We start from the raw sequence: 16,856 nt of genomic DNA on the forward strand, positions 1-16,856 counted from the left end.
ATTAGCTTTCGGTTCCTAGATTCATAGAAAACAGCACGATCAGCCGTGAAATTCGCCGTAACGCCACCGCTGATGGCTATGATCCCGAGCAAGCCCAGACACTCAGTGATCATCGGCGCCGCACTGCTACCAAGTGGACAAAGCGCCTTCCAGGCATGATGGCCGCCGTTGCCGGTCGGCTACGTGAGGAATGGAGCCCACAGCAAATCAATGGCTTCATGGCGCCCTTGGCCGGCGTTAGTGTCAGTCATCAATGGATCTACTCCTTAATCTGGGACGACAAGGCACGGGGTGGTGACCTTTGGCAGCATCTTCGTCAGTCCAAACGCCGCAATAAGTACCGTGCGCATGCCAAGAGCGCCGGGTTGGGCAAGATCTCCAACCGAGTCGGTATCGAGCACCGCCCAGATGAGATTGATGACCGGCGCTTCATCGGCCACTGGGTGGGCGACACCGTGATACAAGGCCACAAGCAATCAGGCCTGGTCACGCTGGTCGAGCGTCGAAGTGGCTATTTACTGTCAGCACGACTGCCCAGGATCTCGGCCGAGTTGACGCAAGCAGCCATAATCCGCTTGTTGAAGCCGCGTCGGGGAGCGGTCCAGACGATCACACTGGACAATGGCTCGGAATTCGCTGGCCACGAAGCAGTGGCCAAGGCTGTGACGGCGGCGATGTACTTCTGCGATCCCTACTGCTCTGGACAGCGTGGGACCAACGAAAATACGAATGGCCTGATACGGCAGTACTTCCCCAAAGGAACGGATTTCCGCTAGGTCAGCAATGCAGAGCTACGCAAGGTGGTCGAAAAGCTGAACGACCGTCCTCGAAAGCGACTCGGCTATCGGACACCGGCGCAGGTGTTTCTAGGGGAATACTCAGGAGGCTTGGATACCGCAGGTGCTGCGCTTATTGCTTAAATTCAGGATTCATAGGAGCGAACAAATGCACGACTACGCAATATTTGGGCACAGCAGAGCCGCTATTGGAAGATGGCTCGGTGTTGCATCTGTAATATTAACAGGTGCTGTTTCTTCGTTATTGGTTTGGTTATACGAAGCGACAAACATAGAAGCATTCGCAACTGCCATAATAACGCCAGCCATAATCTACTTTGTCCTTCACTACTGTTTTGATCGGTTTGGCTGGAAAATTACATTATTCAGCATCCCTGATATCAGTGGAATATGGTTAGCGAAAGGTGAAACGCTAAATGAAGACGGCTCCACAAAGTACAACTGGGAATCCGAAATAGATATCGAACAAACTTGGGAGAAAATCTCTATAACCTTAAAGACGGCAAAGAGTTCAAGCGAAAGCTATACTGCTACTCTAGGAAAAAAGCCAGGAACAAAAGGGGGTTGGATTCTTCACTATAGCTATACGAACAACCCTGATAACGATCAATTTCATGAATTGAATTCTCACAAAGGCTATTGCGAATTAGTTTTTAACAAAGATTTAAACCAAGGTGAAGCCGCTTACTTCAATAGTAACGGGAGAAGGACTTTCGGGAGAATGACTTTAAGGAAAGAACAATAATGATCAACTTTGAAAACAGACTAGCAAACCTAAAAAACCGTCGCCAAGGGACAGCCGAAAGAGATCGCCTAGAAAAAGGTATGTATTCGTACTACGGCGATCTAAGGCCGACAGAAGCGCATGAAAAGCTACATGAAAATACTGCAATAAAATATGTGATTGGTTCCATGGCGGCAGTCAGCCAAGAGTCTACAAAAGTTTCGAAAGATGAGGGTGAGCGAGTAGCATCAACATTGATTGATATGCTTAAAACATCGGGGATCAATGCCGAAGCTAAAATGCAAGGCTCTGTTGCATTGGATATTCATATCGAAGGCCATTCTGATGTAGATATGTTGATACTGAAATCGGACGTAATTACTATCCAAGGGCCAGCTTTGCCCGATACCTACTACTCAGATTCAAGCGATACTCGGCCAATGGTTGATATTGTAAGAGAGCTGAGGCTTCAGGCGGAAACGAAACTCAAGTCTCGCTATCATGCCGCTGAAATAAACACTAGTGGAGCCAAGTCGATTGCCCTTAGTGGGGGTAGCCTTAGACGAAAAGTGGATATCGTTCCAAGTAGTTGGCACGATACGCATGACTACCAAAGATCAAAGCTTGAGCACTTCAGAGCAGTAAAAATTTACGACAAAGCCAATCATGCTTTAATTGAGAACATGCCTTTTCTGCACATCAAGAAGGTAAATTACAGAGACACTCAGTACGACGGCAACCTTAAAAAAGTAACTCGGTTAATGAAGAACATAATTGCCGACATGCCAAATTACAAGAAACCAAAAGCAAAAAAACTGACTAGTTATGACATTGCTGCGATTGCCTATTCTATGAACGAAAGATTGTCTTGCAGCCAGTACCTACCGCTAACACTCCTCGATAACTTGCGTTCATACTTGCGAATCATTTCATATCTTGATGACGAAAGAAACGCGCTAATAGTCCCTGATGAATCAAGAAAGATATTCAATGCAGAAGAAAAAGTAGAGGCATTAAGGATACTCTACAACGAAGTCAATGATCTTGCTGAAGCTGTTCAAAAAGCCATTAACCCTCTGAAAGATAAATATGACGGTGAGGTATTACGAAATCGCCAAGTGGTGTTTTTTTAGCAGACGAATTAAATTCCCTTCTCGCAAAGAGGGGGACATCACACTTAATCAGAAATCAAATCGGAAACTGACACCCTCAAAGAATCAAATATCTGATAGATCTTGGCGAGGGTAGTGTTCTGATCACTTCTCAATCCGTTTAGGTGACAACTACGCTGGCAGATAGGGACCCGGAGAAACGCTTAGCTGTAAGGTGCCGGATGATAGGACTCCACAATGAAGCTAATCTTTCGTGAACTCCAAACATCCGGCATCCTACAGTTAAAGCAGAATATCAGTGTTTAATAACATCATGAGTCCTGTAATAATTCTTCAGCGATTCCTTAAATAAGCTTATGTATGAACTCGAATCAGATTACACGCTGAGCTTCATGGAATGTCACTCTCCCCCAGCCAAGCCCCCATACTTCCCCTTGAAATACAGCAACGGCCGTGAGGTCGCTGAAACATCCAGATTCAGTCCCTTCACTTCCCTGATCACGATCAGGTAATCGCCTGCAGGATGCTCGGCGTGAATCTTGCAGTCGAGCCAGTGCAAGCTGTCATTGATCACCGGGTTGCCAAGCGGGGAGAGCTGCCAGTCGATGCCTTGCCATTTATCCGCGCCGCGCATGGCGAACTGGTTGGAGACATGGCTTTGCTCACTGGAGAGAATATTGACGGCAAATCGCTCTGCCTGGCGAATCTTCGGGTAGCTGAAGGAGCTTGCCTTGACGCTGAAGGCGACCAGCGGCGGATTCATCGAGACGCTGTAGAACGACTGGCAGGTGAAGCCGATCGGCTCGTCGTCGACCTGGGTGGTGATGATGGTGATGCCGGAGGCGAAGTGGCCGAGGGCTCCACGGAACCTGGCGGGTTCGATGGTGGTGTCTGAGTGGATGTCTGAGTTGGTGTCGGGAAGAAACATGACAGGTCCTGGGGGAGTGTCGGGAGGCGGTGAAGATCAGCAGTAGGGAAGGGGGCTGCAGCGATGGCGCGGGACTGGGGGCTTGGCTGACAAGAGTGCGAGTGATGAAGAAATGGCCGTCGTGAATTCTTCACGATGGCCATTTTTGTTTGCGTTAGCGTTAGCCGCTGCTACCTCTAGGGCTATCACAAGTTGTATTTCTCATGGACTGTTATCTCTACTGACCAGCTTCGACATACAGCAATTGGTGAGGGGGCTTGCCGGCGTCCACTTTCTCGCCTGATTGACGACTGTGGCCTTAGAGGAAGCAGGTAATTGCGCAGCACCATGCACGAAGATGTGAAATGAGCGGAAAAGAACCCAATCCCCCGTTCGCTTCGACACGATAAGGCTGTCAGATTGGTAATATCTTCCGAGGATAGTCTGCAATCCCAGAAGGTTCGTGGTTCCTGGCTAGTCATCAACCCATGACGGTGAAACACCAGAGGCGTAGTGGCAAATGGAGTGTCTGGACAAGCGTGCGCTTTATCTGCAGGAAGTTAGCAGTTGTGGTGGGGTACGGGCGGCAGCGGAACATCTGGAGGTAAATCCTTCTGTGGTGACGCGTCAGATCCGAAGCTTGGAGAATGAGCTGGGCGTGGCGTTGCTAGAGAGAAATGGTCGCCATGTGTTGCCAACAGAGGCGGGGAGGCTGGTGCTGGAGAGTTATCTGGCACAACGGCAACTCAATTCCGAGCTTCGCGATACGCTGTCACGCTGGAAGAATCTGCAGACGGGGCAGGTCACTGTCTCTGTTGGTGATGGTTTCGTGGACAGCTTCATCAAGTCGGTGCTGAGCACCGTCGCAGAGCGTTATCCGGATGTAATGATCGATATGCGTACTGGCATCTATGTGCCGCGCGAGCCCCATGACATGGTCTTGCATGATGAGGTGGATATCGCGGTGACTTACGGCCCGGTGGTAGACCCACGTCTGGTCGTGCATTCCTTTGCCCGCGGGCCTTTATGTGCCCTTGTGGCGAGGAGTCACCCTCTGGCTCGCCATGAGAGTATCTCCGTAGCGGAGTTGGCGCGTCACAAGTTGATCTTCCTGCCGGAGGTTTCGGGGTCGCAGCGTCTGGTCAATGACATCTTCCGAACGGCGGGCCAGGTCGCGACACCTTCCTATCGCTGCAATCTGCACTCCATTTCGCGCCGGATGGCCTGTGCGGGTATCGGTGTCGCCTTCATGACGGCCGCCGCCGCACATGAGGAAGTCTCGGCGGGGCTTCTGTCTGCCATTCCGATCGAGCATCCCCTGGCAGAGGCGACCCAAGGCAATCTGGTACGCAGAGTCGGCAGACGGCTAACGCCGGCTGCCGACTATTTATGGAAGGTGATGATGGGGATGCACTGACTTAACTCGCCATCATGTAGACCCCCGGCCCGATGGCCCAGCCCAGAGAGAGCCATAGCATCAGGAAGGCCGACCAGGCGATCAGGAAGCCAAGCGCCAGCGGCAGCATGGTGGCCACGAGGGTGCCGAGTCCCATTTCCGGTTGATAGCGCTGCATGTAGACCAACGCCACCGAGAAGTAGGGGCTCATCGGCGAGATGATGTTGGTACTGGAATCCCCGATACGGAACATCGCCTGCACGAAGGCAGGGTCGAAATCGATCATCATCAGCATGGGCACGAAGACCGGTGCCATCAGCGCCCATTGCGCGGAGCCGCTCGTCATGAAGATGTTGAGCACTGCCGTCATCACGATGAAGGCACCGACCAGTGGGAGACCCGTGAATCCGGTACTTTGCAGGATATCGGAGCCTTCAATGGCGATGAACTGCCCGAGCTCAGACCATTTGAAGTAGGCGATGAACTGCGAGATCGCAAAGAACAGCACTAGTGTCGGGGCCAGCTCGCTGGCAGATTCCGCCATCTTTTTTGGCACATCGCGACTGCTGGTGATCTGGCCGACAGTCGTGCCATAAACCAGGCCAATCAGTACGAAGTACAGGAACATCAGCGGCACGAGGGACTTGAGGAACGGAGAGGGGATCAAGCCGCCATCTGCATTGCGCAGCGGGGAAGCCTCAGGCAGTACCGCGATCAGTACAAGCGCGATATAGGCAAGAGTGGCCAGACCAACACGCTTGATACCGAGCCATTCTTCTGCCTTCAGTTCAGGCTTTTCGCCCTGTGCCGTGAAGTCCTTGCCCATGGGCAGGACGCGCTGCAGACGCGGCTCCACCACCTTGTCGATGATGAGAGTCCCGGCGATGGCCAGCACGAATACCGAACAGGCGACGAAGTAGTAGTTGTCGACCGGTGAGACATAGGCATTGGGGTCCACAAGCCTGGCCGCATCCGTCGTGATACCGGAGAACAGTGCGTCCCCCACGGTCACGAACAGACTGGCATCGTAGCCAGCGCCTGCGGCGGCATAAGCCGCCGCTGCCCCGGCGATGGGGTGGCGGCCTACGGAGTGGTACACCATCGCAGCCAGAGGAATCAGAATCAGATAGTTGGCATCCGAGGCGATACTACCGCAGATACCCGCCATGAAGACGCAGAACGTCAGCAGGACCGGAGGCGCTTTCGCGACGCTGACCTGCATGAGGGTCGATAACAACCCCACCTTGTCGGCCAGGCCAATCCCGAACATGACGACCAGGATGAGGCCCAGGGGTGGGAAGTTGATGAAGTTGCTGACCACGCTGGTCAACATGAACTCAAGTCCTTCCGCCGACACCAGGCTACGCACATGTACTACGGTATCGCTTTGCGGATTGACGGCAGAGACGCCGAGCAGATCCAGCACTGCAGAGATGACAATGATCAGCCCTGCCAGGATCGTGAAGAGAATGAAGGGATGAGGGAGCTTGTTCCCTGCACGTTCGATGGAAGCGAGAACGGCTTGCATTGTTGTTGTCCTTTTTATGTTGATCACACTGACTCAATCGCGCGCCAATAGATCCTTGGCAAGTGACAGGAATACGCCGCCCGCAATCGGGAGGATGTCATCGTTGAAGTCATAATGCTCATTGTGCAGATAGGCACTGTCGCCATTGCCAACAAAGAAGAAGCACCCCGGAATTTCCTTGAGATAGAAGGCGAAGTCCTCAGCGCCCATGGTGGGCATGTAGTCCAGCTTCTGGATGTCATCACTGACCTGATGGCGTCGAGCGATCTCGAGTACCTTGTCAGACCATTCGGCGTCATTGAGGAGAGGGGGGATCTCGAGCTCATGCACCATTCGGTAGCTGGCACCATGCGCACTGCACACGCCTGAAATGACTTGCTCAAGTTTGCCGGCCAGTGCATCACGCGAAGAAGTGCGGTCACTGCGGATATTGATCAGGATCTCGGCTTCGCCCGGGATGATGTTGGCCGCATCACCGGCATGGAAGGCGGCGATCGTGATCACGCCCGCTTCTAAAGGCGATTTGTGGCGTGCGACCAGCCCCTGAAGCTGCTGGATGATGGACGTGCCCACATAGATCGCATCCACTGCCAAATGTGGCATGGCGGCATGCCCTGTTTTCCCTTCGACAGTGACCCGGAAGGTGTCGTTACCCCCCATGGCCGGGCCGGGTTTGACGAATACCTGGCCGGCCGGGAAGTTCGGGCGATTGTGGTAGCCGAATATCGCGGAGACCTTCGGGTTGTCCAGTACACCTTCCTCGATCATCCGCGCCGCGCCGTTGCCGCCTTCCTCCGCCGGCTGGAAGATCAGCTTCAAATGCCCGGACAAGGTGCCGCGCTGCTCCATGATGGCTTCAGCCGCCAAAAGGAGTGTGGCGGTATGGCCATCATGCCCGCAGGCATGCATCAGTCCGCGCTTGGTGGAGCAATGGGAAAAGGTATTGGCCTCATCAATCGGCAGCGCATCCATGTCGGCGCGAAAGGCGATGACGGGACCCGGACGACCAGTATCCAGCTCTGCCAGAACCCCCGTCTCTGCGATCCCTTCGGTGACCTGGTAGCCCAGCTCGCGCAGTCTCTCTGCGACCACCTTGGCTGTCTGGGTCTCCTCGTACTTCAGCTCTGGATGCTGATGGAAGTGATGCCGGAGCGACTTGGCCGTCGCTAATTGGCTGTCGGTAAACATCGTTTGTCCTTGTTCTGGTTTGGGAGCTGCTTGCCTACGCTAGAACAAGGTGGGGGCACGGAGGGAGACCAAGGAGGGGCGTGTTTGTTGACTTGAGTGCAACGGAGGTTGGTGAGTGCTTACGAATTTCCAATAGATCTCCAGGTTTTGGAGAGTCGAGTTAGGCAAAAATATCAATGGATATCGCACGTGGAGCATCAGCGCGCCACATGCGATAAATGCTGAATATCTAGCCTAAGTTCTTCACAAAATAATCCGGATGCGCTAAGACCTGCTCGACCGATAGAGTGTTCCAGCCTTGCTGGCGGGCAGCTACCGCATCCTCGTCTGTAATGGCAATCGCGAGTTTAGCTACGGGCCATGCCAGCTCCAGGGTAGCGACGACAGCTTCGTTATCATCCTGAATGTCCAATCCCACCGCCGGTATCGGGACTTGATTGTGCTGCAGAAAGTGCATCACTCCATTCATCCCCGGGTCCGCAAGGTCGAACACATGACGCCAATCCGCAGGCGCAGGCATGTCCTGGCGTTGGCGAAGCTGTGCAATCAAGTGTCGGTCTTCAATACTCACGACCATATGGTCGTGATAGGGCTGTTTGCTATGACAATCGATGCAAAGCGCACGCAGATTTTCGTCACGATTATCCTGCTTGTTGGCATTCACGTGATGAGAATGGAGCAAATACGGGTAGTCATTGAGATCTACCGTGCACTCTTCACAGCAGTATTTCCGTGACGTGCGATATTGGCGTGAAACCTCCGCCCAATCTTCTGTATAGCCCTTTTCCTGCAAAGTCCGGGTGGCTCCACGCTGTGGATGGGCAGAGAAGAACGATGCATAGCGTTCGAAGAAAGCCTCAAAGGAGAAGTCCTTGAAGATCGTTCCCTTGCGCCGCCCGGGAACGGCGTAGCCGTCATAATTGAGTGTGTTCAGACAGTACTTGCATACCTTGAGATCCGTTACTCCCTTCGTGCCACTCTTGTTGTCATGGATGGTGAAATTGCCATCAATGGCTTGAGTCGCCCGATATTTGGCGTCGTATTTGCCAGTCTGTTTCATTTTTTCCAGGTGAGTACAGAAGGCGATATGCATTCGATTGCCATCATTGCCATCCAGCAAGGCCTTCTCAAAGCGCTCACTGTAATGGCCTGGCATATACATCATGATTTGTTGACCATTTAAGGATAACAAACCACTCCCCGATCCCGTAATGATTCGCTTAAGCGTCTCGGGATCTAAATCAATCCCCCCAGCACCGGCGACAGGCACATAAGGACCGGATTCCCCTAGATCTCCTATAGGGGGATCTGGAGGAGGATCCACTATATGGGGGGGCGCAGGCTCAAGAATTACCTTGGCCCTGTTTTGCCCCATCTTGTTGACATTACTCCAGAGCTGTCCAAGATCGATCTCCAGCTTCATTGGCCGACCTCATCGAGAATCGCGCGAATCTGGCTTTCGGCATTGGTCAGAATGCGGAAGCTTACACGGCGCGAGCGTTCCGCATTTTCCTGCTGATTCTCATCCAGCTCCGGATGAGCCGAGGAGTAACCGACCGCAGCGGTCGTCTTCTTGACCCATGACTTGTCAGCCTGGGTCTCCGGCAGCTGATAAAGATATCCCAGTACGGAACGCGTTCGGTCCTGCGAGAGCTGCATGTTCAGAAAGTAAGCCTCGTCATCGCTGACACGATGGTTCCAGCGGCTGGAGGTGTGGCCCTCGATACGCACTTCTTGGATTCTGTCCTTGAAAGGCGCGAGCACCTTGAGATAACGCGGATAGAAATCGCTAAGAATCTGCTCGAAGCGTGGGCGAAGGCTGGCCGAGCCGGTGGCAAACAGCACCTCCGGTGACTGGAAGGTGAAAGCCAGCGTTTCAGGGTCTATCTCCGCTTCCCAGCCAGAGAGGTCATCCGAGAACTCATCCTGCAAGGCCCTCAGGATAGCGACCTGAGTATCCTGATAGGCCTTGGCGACATCAGTGACGCCCTGGCGTACCTGATTGGCATGCATCATCAAGGCGACGGCGATCAGCAAGAACACCATCATCAGCCCTGCCATCAAGTCAGAGACGCTGAGCCAATGGTGTTCCTCTTCGCTACCGGCCGCGCTGCCACGACCGAAGACGGCATCAAGACGACTCATCAGAAAGCTCCTTCCTTGTCAGCCTGCTGAATGATGCGATGCATCTCGTTGGTCAAGCGACCGTAATCATTGGTGAAGCCTTGAGTAATGGTTGTCAGTGCGCTTCCCATTTCATTCATGACTTTCAGAAGTTGAACCTGTGTTTCTTTATTGAGTGTCTCGAATTGGCCATTGAGTGATTTTTGAGTGTCTTCGGTTACTTTCTTGAGTGCACCTTGCAGTTGCTCCTGAGCCGACGTCAGCTGGCCTTGATACTGCTTCAGGCCATTTTCCAGCGTCTCGCGCAGTTGCTTCTGATTGGTTTCTCCGGCCTCGCCAAGCTGGCGGGTAAGCTGGGAGGAGTGTTCGCCTAGCTTGTCGCTGAGGGAGGTCACTTGTTGTTCCGCGATCTCGATTCCCTTGCGATGCGTCTCGCTCAGACGGGCGGAGCTTTCAGACAATTGCCCAGCAATACGCTCATTGCCTTCGGTAATATTCTTGCCCATGACTTCATGTTGTTGCTGGAGGTGTTCAACCATCGTGCGCACCTGAGCATTGACGGTTTCATGGGCGTCACGGAATTGACCGGCGATCTGCTCGGACTGGGTGGCTAGGTGATCCGACGTGCCTTGCAGTGACTGGTGAACGCTGTTGTAGCGTTCGTTGAGGCCAGACGCGCCTTCGATCATCTCGGCGTTGATCTTGGCGGTGCCGTCGACCAGTTCTTTCTTGAGTTCTTCACCCCCGCTGACCAGCTGAGTCGCGGCATTGAGAGCGGCCTGGGAAATATCGGCCACTGTCTTCTCGACCTGCGCATTGATCTGCGGTACTGCCTCGACGGCCTTGTCGTGCATGTCGGCGAAGGCGGCGAGGTGGGCTTCGAGGTCTGCCAACTGGCGCTGGGTCGCGGTCAGCAGTGTTTCCAGGCCTGACATCGTCTCCGGAATGGCGCTGGCACTGGTGCTGATGTTGGCGACGCTCTTCTCGGTTTCGGTGATGGCAGTGACGCCTTGAGCGTACTGATCACGCATCTCGCCCAGCTGCTGGCGGTAGTTTTCCTGCCATTCCACCAGCGATTTCACCGAGGCATCCAGTGCCTTGAAGTTCTCGCCAAATTGCTCTGTCAGCTGCTTGTTGAAGTCTTGGATGACTTCCTTCAGGGCATTGATGACTTGCTCGGTGGCGGACTTCGACATCATCTCGGCGAACTCGCGCATCTGCTCGCTCAGCTCACGCGCGAAGGCGTCAAAGCGCTGACGTTGGGCTTCGGCGTGGGTACCCAATGCCTCAGCGGCGGTAGACTGGCGATCTACCTCGCGCACCAGGGCCTTGTGGTTGTCATCCTGATTCTGACGTAGCAGGCGAATCTGGCCGGTGAGGGTGTCGCTGTCATCACCGGCAATCGCCAAGTGCAGCTTTTCCAGATTGGCAGTTTGCTGAGCGAGTTGCTCATTCTGTTGCAGCATCACTTGGTGGATGTGCTCCGGACCGACTTCATCCGGACCCGTTGCGACATCCGTCTTGGGCTGCATGGGCTTCAGGCCGCTGAGCACCTTGTAGACCATGGCTAGCGCCATACCAAACAGGCTGGTCATGAAAGCGGTCTTTAGCCCGTTCAGCAGCAAAGAGATACTGCCCTCGATATCGGCGCTATCAAAGTGCAACAGGCCAATGACGATACCGGTGAAGGTACCCAGCATGCCCAGTGAAGTGAGCAGGTTTGGAGTGTAGTGGGTAAAGCTGCGCGCCTTGTCTTTCTTGTAGCAAACCAGGGCGACAATACCTATGAGGAGTATTGCCCAACAAAATATACCGGTAATGCTATCGGCATTGCTGCTGTACAGCAGGCCTTCCAGCTGGCTGGAAATCAGTTCAATCATGTTATGTGCTCCCTGCAGGGCCTCTGTGGGCCCTCGATAAGATATGCCAGCCGTGACAGACTTTTGTTGTCAGCGGCTATTGCTAGGTAAAGGTTCAGTAATCGTGATTCAGTGGCGAGCGATCATGGCGGTGTCGTAACTCTGACTCGTCATGCGTGCTGCTATGTGGTTCGTGTCCATATTGCTCATGTCTGATGCAAAGAAGGCCCATGCCTAGAGGTGGTCAGCCTCTCTGTCTAGTTGAATTAGGGGGGCGTGATATTCCACCGTGTCCCTGGACGGTCTGGCGGGCAGTATGCCGTTCTGATAGGTCTTTCAGACAACACCTTGCTTCAGGTGCTTGATGTCTTTCCAGCTCTAGGCAATACCGTATTCGTTCAGCTCCAGTCGTTCGATGGAGTAGCGAATGCTGTTATTCAGCACTGCACTGCGTGCCTTGTAGGGCAGGTCTACGGCTACTAGTCCTTTGCTGGGTCAGTGCATTGCGAGCAGATTGACTGGGCTCCGACTGAGCATGAGCTTATGTATATATATTCAGTATGCCTATAAATTCACAGCATGCCGCTCATCGCCAAATGCTCTCCAGAATCGTGGTTGTGGCGATCCTGGCCGTGACCTGATTCTGTAGCATGCTGCACATCCGAGTTGACGGTGCTAATCTATTTGTCTCAATTGCGAGACGCAAATGTCGTTTTTTTGCACATTATTGTATACTGGTTACGTTTCGAAGGTAATACCCATGTGTCTTGAATGGACACAGGGGTAGCTATGGCGTGATGGTGCCTTGAGGGGGACCACTCGGATAGCAAATAACCTAGTTGGCCGCTGGCTCAATAAGTTACTTCGTCATCATTAAGTAGGCTATGAAGCCTGTTGACAGATTATATAGTTGATTTTTCATAAATTGATGCGGAAAGGCAATGTTCAAGAAAGTATCACGATGGTGGCGGCGTCCTGAAAGGGCTTCAGGTTATGTGGTTTACACGAAAACTATCGTAAGTGAGAAAGTTCTATACGAGTTAAGATTCATTCCTCAAGGTGAGGAGGAACTTGCTGACTTGAAGAAACATCCTGACGAATCTTTACTCCTCTCTTATCAAGAAGGTGGATGGGATATAGAGCAAACTCTTCTGGATCATTTCGGTCGGCAGGCAATCCGTATTGATAAAGGTAAACGTGCAGATCGTTATATGAGTCGTTATCGATGCGGAGCCATATTTGATAAAGATGTACTCGGCTTGGATGATCAGTTATATCTCGAAGCTATAAAAGCGCAAAAAGAAGCTGAATTGAAAGAGCAGGAGAATGCCGGTGAGGGCTGCTTGTCTTTGATAGTTGCGATCGCTTTGGCACCTTTCACACTTGGATTTTCTTTATTATTTGTGTTGTATGGTGGAGCTTGTTTATGGGAGTCAGCGAAAAGTACGGAAAAAAGAGAGCAGTATAAAAAAACTAAACGTCCAGTCCACCCTGGAAGCATTCAAGATTTGTTGAAAACTTTGACCAGTAGCAAAGTTCTACCATAAAAAGCATAGTGCTCCAAGGAGGGAGGGCGCCCTCAATGACCAAGTGCAACACGTAACCCATCAGGTACGGCATTGCCATGACTCAATGCTTTCATCATCTTCTGGATTCAGAGAATAACCGCAGCACTTTGGACTGCACGGTAGAGGCAGGAGGATCTCACAGCAGTACGATTGGCCGTGAGATTCGCCGCAACGCCACCAAGTTGAAAAACGCCTGCTGAGATCTTTTGCGGCATCTACATCATCTCCAGCGCCGCAATCAGTACCGCGCGTAAGCCATCAGGTCAGGTCATACTAGTCGAGCGTCGCAGCGGCTATCTACTAGCGGCACGACTGCCCAAGGTCTCGGCCGAGCTAACGCAAGCGGCCATGATCTGCTTATTGAAGCCGCGTTGAGGAGCGGTCCAGACGATCTCACTGGACAATGGCTCGGAATTCGCCGGCCACGAAGCGGTGGCCAAGGCCGTGACGGCGACGATGTACTTCTGTGATCCCTACTGCTTCGGGCAGCGTGGGGCCAACGAGAACACGAAAGGCCTGATGCGGCAGTACTTCCCCAAAGGAACCGATTTCCGCTAGGTCAGCAATGCAGAGCTACGCAAGGTGGTCGAGAAGCTGAATGACCGTTCTCGAAAACGGATCAGCTATCGGACACTGGCATAGGTGTTTCTGGGGGAATACTCAGGCGGGCTGGATACCGCAGGTGCTGCGCTTATTGCTTGAATTCAGGGTTTCAGCCGACCAGTATTCACCAGTTTTATTCTTCTCCCCCAGCGAACCCCCCATACTTTCCCTTGAAATACAACAATGGCCGCGCCGTCCCTCTAACATCCAGATTTAGTCCTTTCACTTCCCCGATCACGATCAGGTGATCGCCTGCAGGGTGCTCAGCGTGAATCTTGCAGTCGAGCCAGTGCAGGCTGTCATTGATGACAGGGTTGCCGAGGGGAGAGAGCTGCCAGTCGATGCCTTGCCATTTATCCGCGCCGCGCATGGCGAACTGGTTGGAGACATGGCTTTGCTCACTGGACAGAATGTTGACGGCAAAGCGCTCTGCCTGGCGGATCTTCGGGTAGCTGAAGGAGTTTGCCTTGACGCTGAAGGAGACCAGCGGCGGATTCATCGAGACGCTGTAGAACGACTGACAGGTGAAGCCGATCGGCTCGTCGTCGATCTGTGTGGTGATGATGGTGATGCCGGAGGCGAAGTGGCCGAGGGCTTCACGGAAACTGGCGGGTTCGATGGTGGTGTCAGCGTTGGTGTCTGAATGGATGTCTGAGTTGGTGTCGGGGAGAGACATGGCAGGTCCTGGGGGAGTGGGAAGGCGGTGAAGATCAGCAGTAGGGAAGGAAACTGCGCTGATATCCCGGGGCTGAACGGTTGAGTGATGAAGGGGATGATGCTGAAAAAATGGCCGTCGTGAATCATTCACGATGGCCATTTTTGTTTGCGGCGGTGTCAGCCGCTACTGCTTCCACTCTTGAGCACTATCGTCGGGCCAACTCGGTTTGGAACTAACTGGGCGCTATCTGTCAGTTCTGTGTCTTGGCCAGCTCGGTGTCTCGGCGAAGATGTCAGCGCTGTGCTTCAAGTTCCTTGCGCACGATGGCGGCACCGGCGCTCAGTGCCTGCAGCTTGCCGCGGGCGACTTCACGCGACAGTGGTGCCATGCCGCAGTTGGTGCAGGGGTAGAGCTTGTCGGCATCTACGAACTGCAGTGCCTTGCGCAGGGTATCTGCGACTTCTTCAGGGGTCTCGATGGTGTTGTTGGCGACATCAATGGCGCCGACCATCACCTTCTTGCCACGCACCAGTTCGAGCAGGTCCATCGGCACATGGGAGTTGTGGCATTCCAGCGAGATGATATCGATATTGGATTGCTGCAGCTTCGGGAAGGCTTTCTCGTACTGGCGCCATTCGGAGCCCAGGGTGTTTTTCCAATCGGTATTGGCCTTGATGCCATAGCCGTAACAGATATGGATGGCGGTCTCGCATTTCAGGCCTTCAATCGCACGTTCCAGCGTGGCGATGCCCCATTCATTCACTTCATCGAAGAACACGTTGAAGGCCGGCTCATCGAACTGAATGATGTCGACGCCTGCTGCTTCAAGCTCCTTGGCTTCCTCGTTGAGGATCTTGGCGAATTCCCACGCCAGCTTTTCACGGCTCTTGTAATGACCATCGAAGAGGGTGTCGACCATGGTCATCGGTCCCGGCAGTGCCCACTTGATGGGCTTGTCAGTCTGCTGGCGCAGGAACTTGGCATCCTCGACGAAGACTGACTTCTGGCGAGAGACCGGCCCGACCACAGACGGCACGCTGGCATCATAGCGATCACGAATCTTGACGGTTTCACGCTGCTCGAAATCCACGCCATTCAGGTGCTCGATGAAGGTCGTGACGAAGTGCTGACGCGATTGCTCGCCATCGCTGACGATATCGATGCCGGCATGTTGCTGCTCCTGCAGTGAGACGCGCAGGGCATCCTGCTTGCCCGCGATCAGCGCTTCACCCTCGAGCTTCCAGGGAGACCAGAGCACTTCCGGCTCGGCGAGCCAAGTGGGTTTCGGCAAGCTTCCAGCGGTGGACGTCGGCAGTAATTTGTTCATGAAAAAGACCTTTTATTGAGTATTGAGAAAAGTGTGAAGATTGATCAAAGAGTGAAGTCAGCAGACCACTTTTCCAGAATGTCTTGATACGGCTTGATGAAGCACTCTTCCACGAACTTGCCTTGCTCGATTGCCAGCTGGCCACGTTCTTCGCGGTCATAGACGATACGCGTCAGGGAGTGGTCCTGCTGCTTCAGGCTCGCCCGGTAGGATTTGCCGGCCGCGGAATTGGCGTTGTAGACCTCGGGACGATAGATCTTCTGGAAGGTATCCATGGTGCTGATGGTGCTGATCAGCTCCAGATTGCTGTAATCGTTGAGCAGGTCGCCGGTGTGGTAGAAGGCCAGTGGCGCGACAGTGCCTTTGGGCATGAAGTAACGCACCTTGAGGCCCATCTTGCTGAAATACTGATCTGTCAGAGAATGCTCATCCTGACGATATTCAACACCGAGAATCGGGTGCACGTTCTCGGTCTGCTGATACGTCTTGGTCGTCGATACGCTGATGCAGATGATCGGCGGCTTCTTGAAGCATTCCTTGTAGGTCGCGGAATTCACGAAGGCCTGGAACAGGTTGCCGTGCAGTACCCCGAACTGTTCCGGGACACTGAACCCTTCCTTGCCCTTGTTGTGCTCCAGCAGGCGCACGCTGAAATCGTAATCACGCACGTAGGAAGAGAAGTTGTTGCCGGTGACGCCCTGGAACCGCTGATTCGTCTGGTGATCGACGATCGTGGTCTGCAGGATCTCGATGATCGGCAGGGCGTTGTCGGAACGCGCGGCATCGATGTTCAGCTCCACGGAGATGATGTCCAGCTCGACGGAGTAACGATCGCCCTTGGGGTTATCCCAGTTGGCCAGCGCATTGAACCGGTTGTCGATCATGTCCAGCGTGCTGCGCAGGTTCTGTTGACGGCTCTCACCACGCGCCAGGTTGGCGAAGTTGGTGGTCAGGCGGGTGTTTTCCGCCGGAGTGTAGTTCTCGTCAAAACGCAGGCTGTTGATGCTGAAACCGAATTCATTGCTCATTGTCGCTCGCCTTGATCCTGAAATAGAAAATTCACTG

At 53.4% G+C, this 16,856-nt stretch carries 13 protein-coding genes and 2 pseudogenes; 6 read left to right on the top strand and 9 right to left on the bottom strand.

Annotated elements, in window-relative coordinates; genetic code table 11:
• Positions 1-23 precede the first annotated feature (23 nt).
• The 3 genes and pseudogenes from GQR90_RS06160 to GQR90_RS06170 all read left to right on the top strand — a co-directional run.
• Positions 24-920 (top strand): annotated as a pseudogene (locus tag GQR90_RS06160) (IS30 family transposase); the annotation flags it as partial.
• 25 nt (positions 921-945) lie between these two features.
• On the top strand, positions 946-1,542 hold the full coding sequence (locus GQR90_RS06165) for a pancortin-3 (protein ID WP_158773342.1): 597 nt from the start codon (positions 946-948) through the stop codon (positions 1,540-1,542).
• On the top strand, positions 1,542-2,654 hold the full coding sequence (locus GQR90_RS06170; protein WP_158773343.1) for a hypothetical protein: 1,113 nt from the start codon (positions 1,542-1,544) through the stop codon (positions 2,652-2,654). Before GQR90_RS06165 ends, GQR90_RS06170 begins: the two co-directional genes overlap by 1 nt.
• A 379-nt stretch (positions 2,655-3,033) precedes the next feature.
• On the opposite strand, the gene GQR90_RS06175 is transcribed toward GQR90_RS06170, so the two are convergent.
• Positions 3,034-3,561, bottom strand: coding sequence for a flavin reductase family protein (locus GQR90_RS06175; protein WP_158773344.1), 528 nt, complete (start codon positions 3,559-3,561; stop codon positions 3,034-3,036).
• 499 nt (positions 3,562-4,060) lie between these two features.
• On the opposite strand from GQR90_RS06175, the gene GQR90_RS06180 reads away from it, so the two are divergent.
• Complete coding sequence (locus GQR90_RS06180) at positions 4,061-4,957, top strand: LysR family transcriptional regulator (RefSeq protein ID WP_158773345.1); 897 nt, start codon at positions 4,061-4,063, stop codon at positions 4,955-4,957.
• A 1-nt stretch (position 4,958) separates the two neighbouring features.
• Here the strand turns inward: GQR90_RS06180 and GQR90_RS06185 are convergent, their stop codons facing one another.
• The 5 genes from GQR90_RS06185 to GQR90_RS06205 form a co-directional block, all read right to left on the bottom strand.
• Positions 4,959-6,464 carry an AbgT family transporter gene (locus tag GQR90_RS06185; protein ID WP_158773346.1) on the bottom strand — a complete coding sequence of 502 codons (1,506 nt, stop codon included), beginning with the start codon at positions 6,462-6,464 and terminating at the stop codon, positions 4,959-4,961.
• 33 nt (positions 6,465-6,497) lie between these two features.
• Positions 6,498-7,652: a M20 metallopeptidase family protein gene (locus tag GQR90_RS06190; protein WP_158773347.1), complete on the bottom strand. Its 1,155-nt coding sequence runs from the start codon at positions 7,650-7,652 to the stop codon at positions 6,498-6,500.
• A 229-nt stretch (positions 7,653-7,881) separates the two neighbouring features.
• Positions 7,882-9,075: an HNH endonuclease gene (locus tag GQR90_RS06195; protein ID WP_158773348.1), complete on the bottom strand. Its 1,194-nt coding sequence runs from the start codon at positions 9,073-9,075 to the stop codon at positions 7,882-7,884.
• A complete protein-coding gene (locus GQR90_RS06200) occupies positions 9,072-9,797 on the bottom strand; it encodes an OmpA/MotB family protein (RefSeq protein ID WP_158773349.1) in 726 nt (241 codons plus the stop codon). The genes GQR90_RS06195 and GQR90_RS06200 overlap by 4 nt, the downstream gene beginning before the upstream one ends.
• Positions 9,797-11,656: a hypothetical protein gene (locus GQR90_RS06205; protein ID WP_158773350.1), complete on the bottom strand. Its 1,860-nt coding sequence runs from the start codon at positions 11,654-11,656 to the stop codon at positions 9,797-9,799. Before GQR90_RS06205 ends, GQR90_RS06200 begins: the two co-directional genes overlap by 1 nt.
• A gap of 920 nt (positions 11,657-12,576) precedes the next feature.
• On the opposite strand from GQR90_RS06205, the gene GQR90_RS06210 reads away from it, so the two are divergent.
• Both GQR90_RS06210 and GQR90_RS17800 read left to right on the top strand, forming a co-directional pair.
• Positions 12,577-13,182, top strand: coding sequence for a hypothetical protein (locus GQR90_RS06210; protein ID WP_158773351.1), 606 nt, complete (start codon positions 12,577-12,579; stop codon positions 13,180-13,182).
• A gap of 273 nt (positions 13,183-13,455) precedes the next feature.
• A pseudogene (locus GQR90_RS17800) lies at positions 13,456-13,845 on the top strand (IS30 family transposase); the annotation flags it as partial.
• Positions 13,846-13,939: 94 nt separating this feature from the next.
• Here the strand turns inward: GQR90_RS17800 and GQR90_RS06220 are convergent.
• The 3 genes from GQR90_RS06220 to GQR90_RS06230 form a co-directional block, all read right to left on the bottom strand.
• Positions 13,940-14,482 carry a flavin reductase family protein gene (locus tag GQR90_RS06220; RefSeq protein ID WP_158773352.1) on the bottom strand — a complete coding sequence of 181 codons (543 nt, stop codon included), beginning with the start codon at positions 14,480-14,482 and terminating at the stop codon, positions 13,940-13,942.
• Between the two features lie 274 nt (positions 14,483-14,756).
• Positions 14,757-15,791, bottom strand: coding sequence for a methionine synthase (locus GQR90_RS06225; RefSeq protein ID WP_158773353.1), 1,035 nt, complete (start codon positions 15,789-15,791; stop codon positions 14,757-14,759).
• Between the two features lie 44 nt (positions 15,792-15,835).
• Positions 15,836-16,819, bottom strand: a complete 984-nt coding sequence (locus tag GQR90_RS06230; protein ID WP_158773354.1) for a DUF1852 domain-containing protein — start codon at positions 16,817-16,819, stop codon at positions 15,836-15,838.
• Positions 16,820-16,856: the final 37 nt, after the last annotated feature.

The sequence above is a fragment of the Cobetia sp. L2A1 genome (genome assembly GCF_009796845.1).
In the GTDB taxonomy this organism is placed as follows: domain Bacteria; phylum Pseudomonadota; class Gammaproteobacteria; order Pseudomonadales; family Halomonadaceae; genus Cobetia.

Coding starts and splice junctions, on each gene's coding strand:
- GQR90_RS06165 (WP_158773342.1), top strand. CDS start 946: ATGCACGACTACGCAATATTTGGGCACAGCAGAGCCGCTATTGGAAGA.
- GQR90_RS06170 (WP_158773343.1), top strand. CDS start 1,542: ATGATCAACTTTGAAAACAGACTAGCAAACCTAAAAAACCGTCGCCAA.
- GQR90_RS06175 (WP_158773344.1), bottom strand. CDS start 3,561: ATGTTTCTTCCCGACACCAACTCAGACATCCACTCAGACACCACCATC.
- GQR90_RS06180 (WP_158773345.1), top strand. CDS start 4,061: ATGGAGTGTCTGGACAAGCGTGCGCTTTATCTGCAGGAAGTTAGCAGT.
- GQR90_RS06185 (WP_158773346.1), bottom strand. CDS start 6,464: ATGCAAGCCGTTCTCGCTTCCATCGAACGTGCAGGGAACAAGCTCCCT.
- GQR90_RS06190 (WP_158773347.1), bottom strand. CDS start 7,652: ATGTTTACCGACAGCCAATTAGCGACGGCCAAGTCGCTCCGGCATCAC.
- GQR90_RS06195 (WP_158773348.1), bottom strand. CDS start 9,075: ATGAAGCTGGAGATCGATCTTGGACAGCTCTGGAGTAATGTCAACAAG.
- GQR90_RS06200 (WP_158773349.1), bottom strand. CDS start 9,797: ATGAGTCGTCTTGATGCCGTCTTCGGTCGTGGCAGCGCGGCCGGTAGC.
- GQR90_RS06205 (WP_158773350.1), bottom strand. CDS start 11,656: ATGATTGAACTGATTTCCAGCCAGCTGGAAGGCCTGCTGTACAGCAGC.
- GQR90_RS06210 (WP_158773351.1), top strand. CDS start 12,577: ATGTTCAAGAAAGTATCACGATGGTGGCGGCGTCCTGAAAGGGCTTCA.
- GQR90_RS06220 (WP_158773352.1), bottom strand. CDS start 14,482: ATGTCTCTCCCCGACACCAACTCAGACATCCATTCAGACACCAACGCT.
- GQR90_RS06225 (WP_158773353.1), bottom strand. CDS start 15,791: ATGAACAAATTACTGCCGACGTCCACCGCTGGAAGCTTGCCGAAACCC.
- GQR90_RS06230 (WP_158773354.1), bottom strand. CDS start 16,819: ATGAGCAATGAATTCGGTTTCAGCATCAACAGCCTGCGTTTTGACGAG.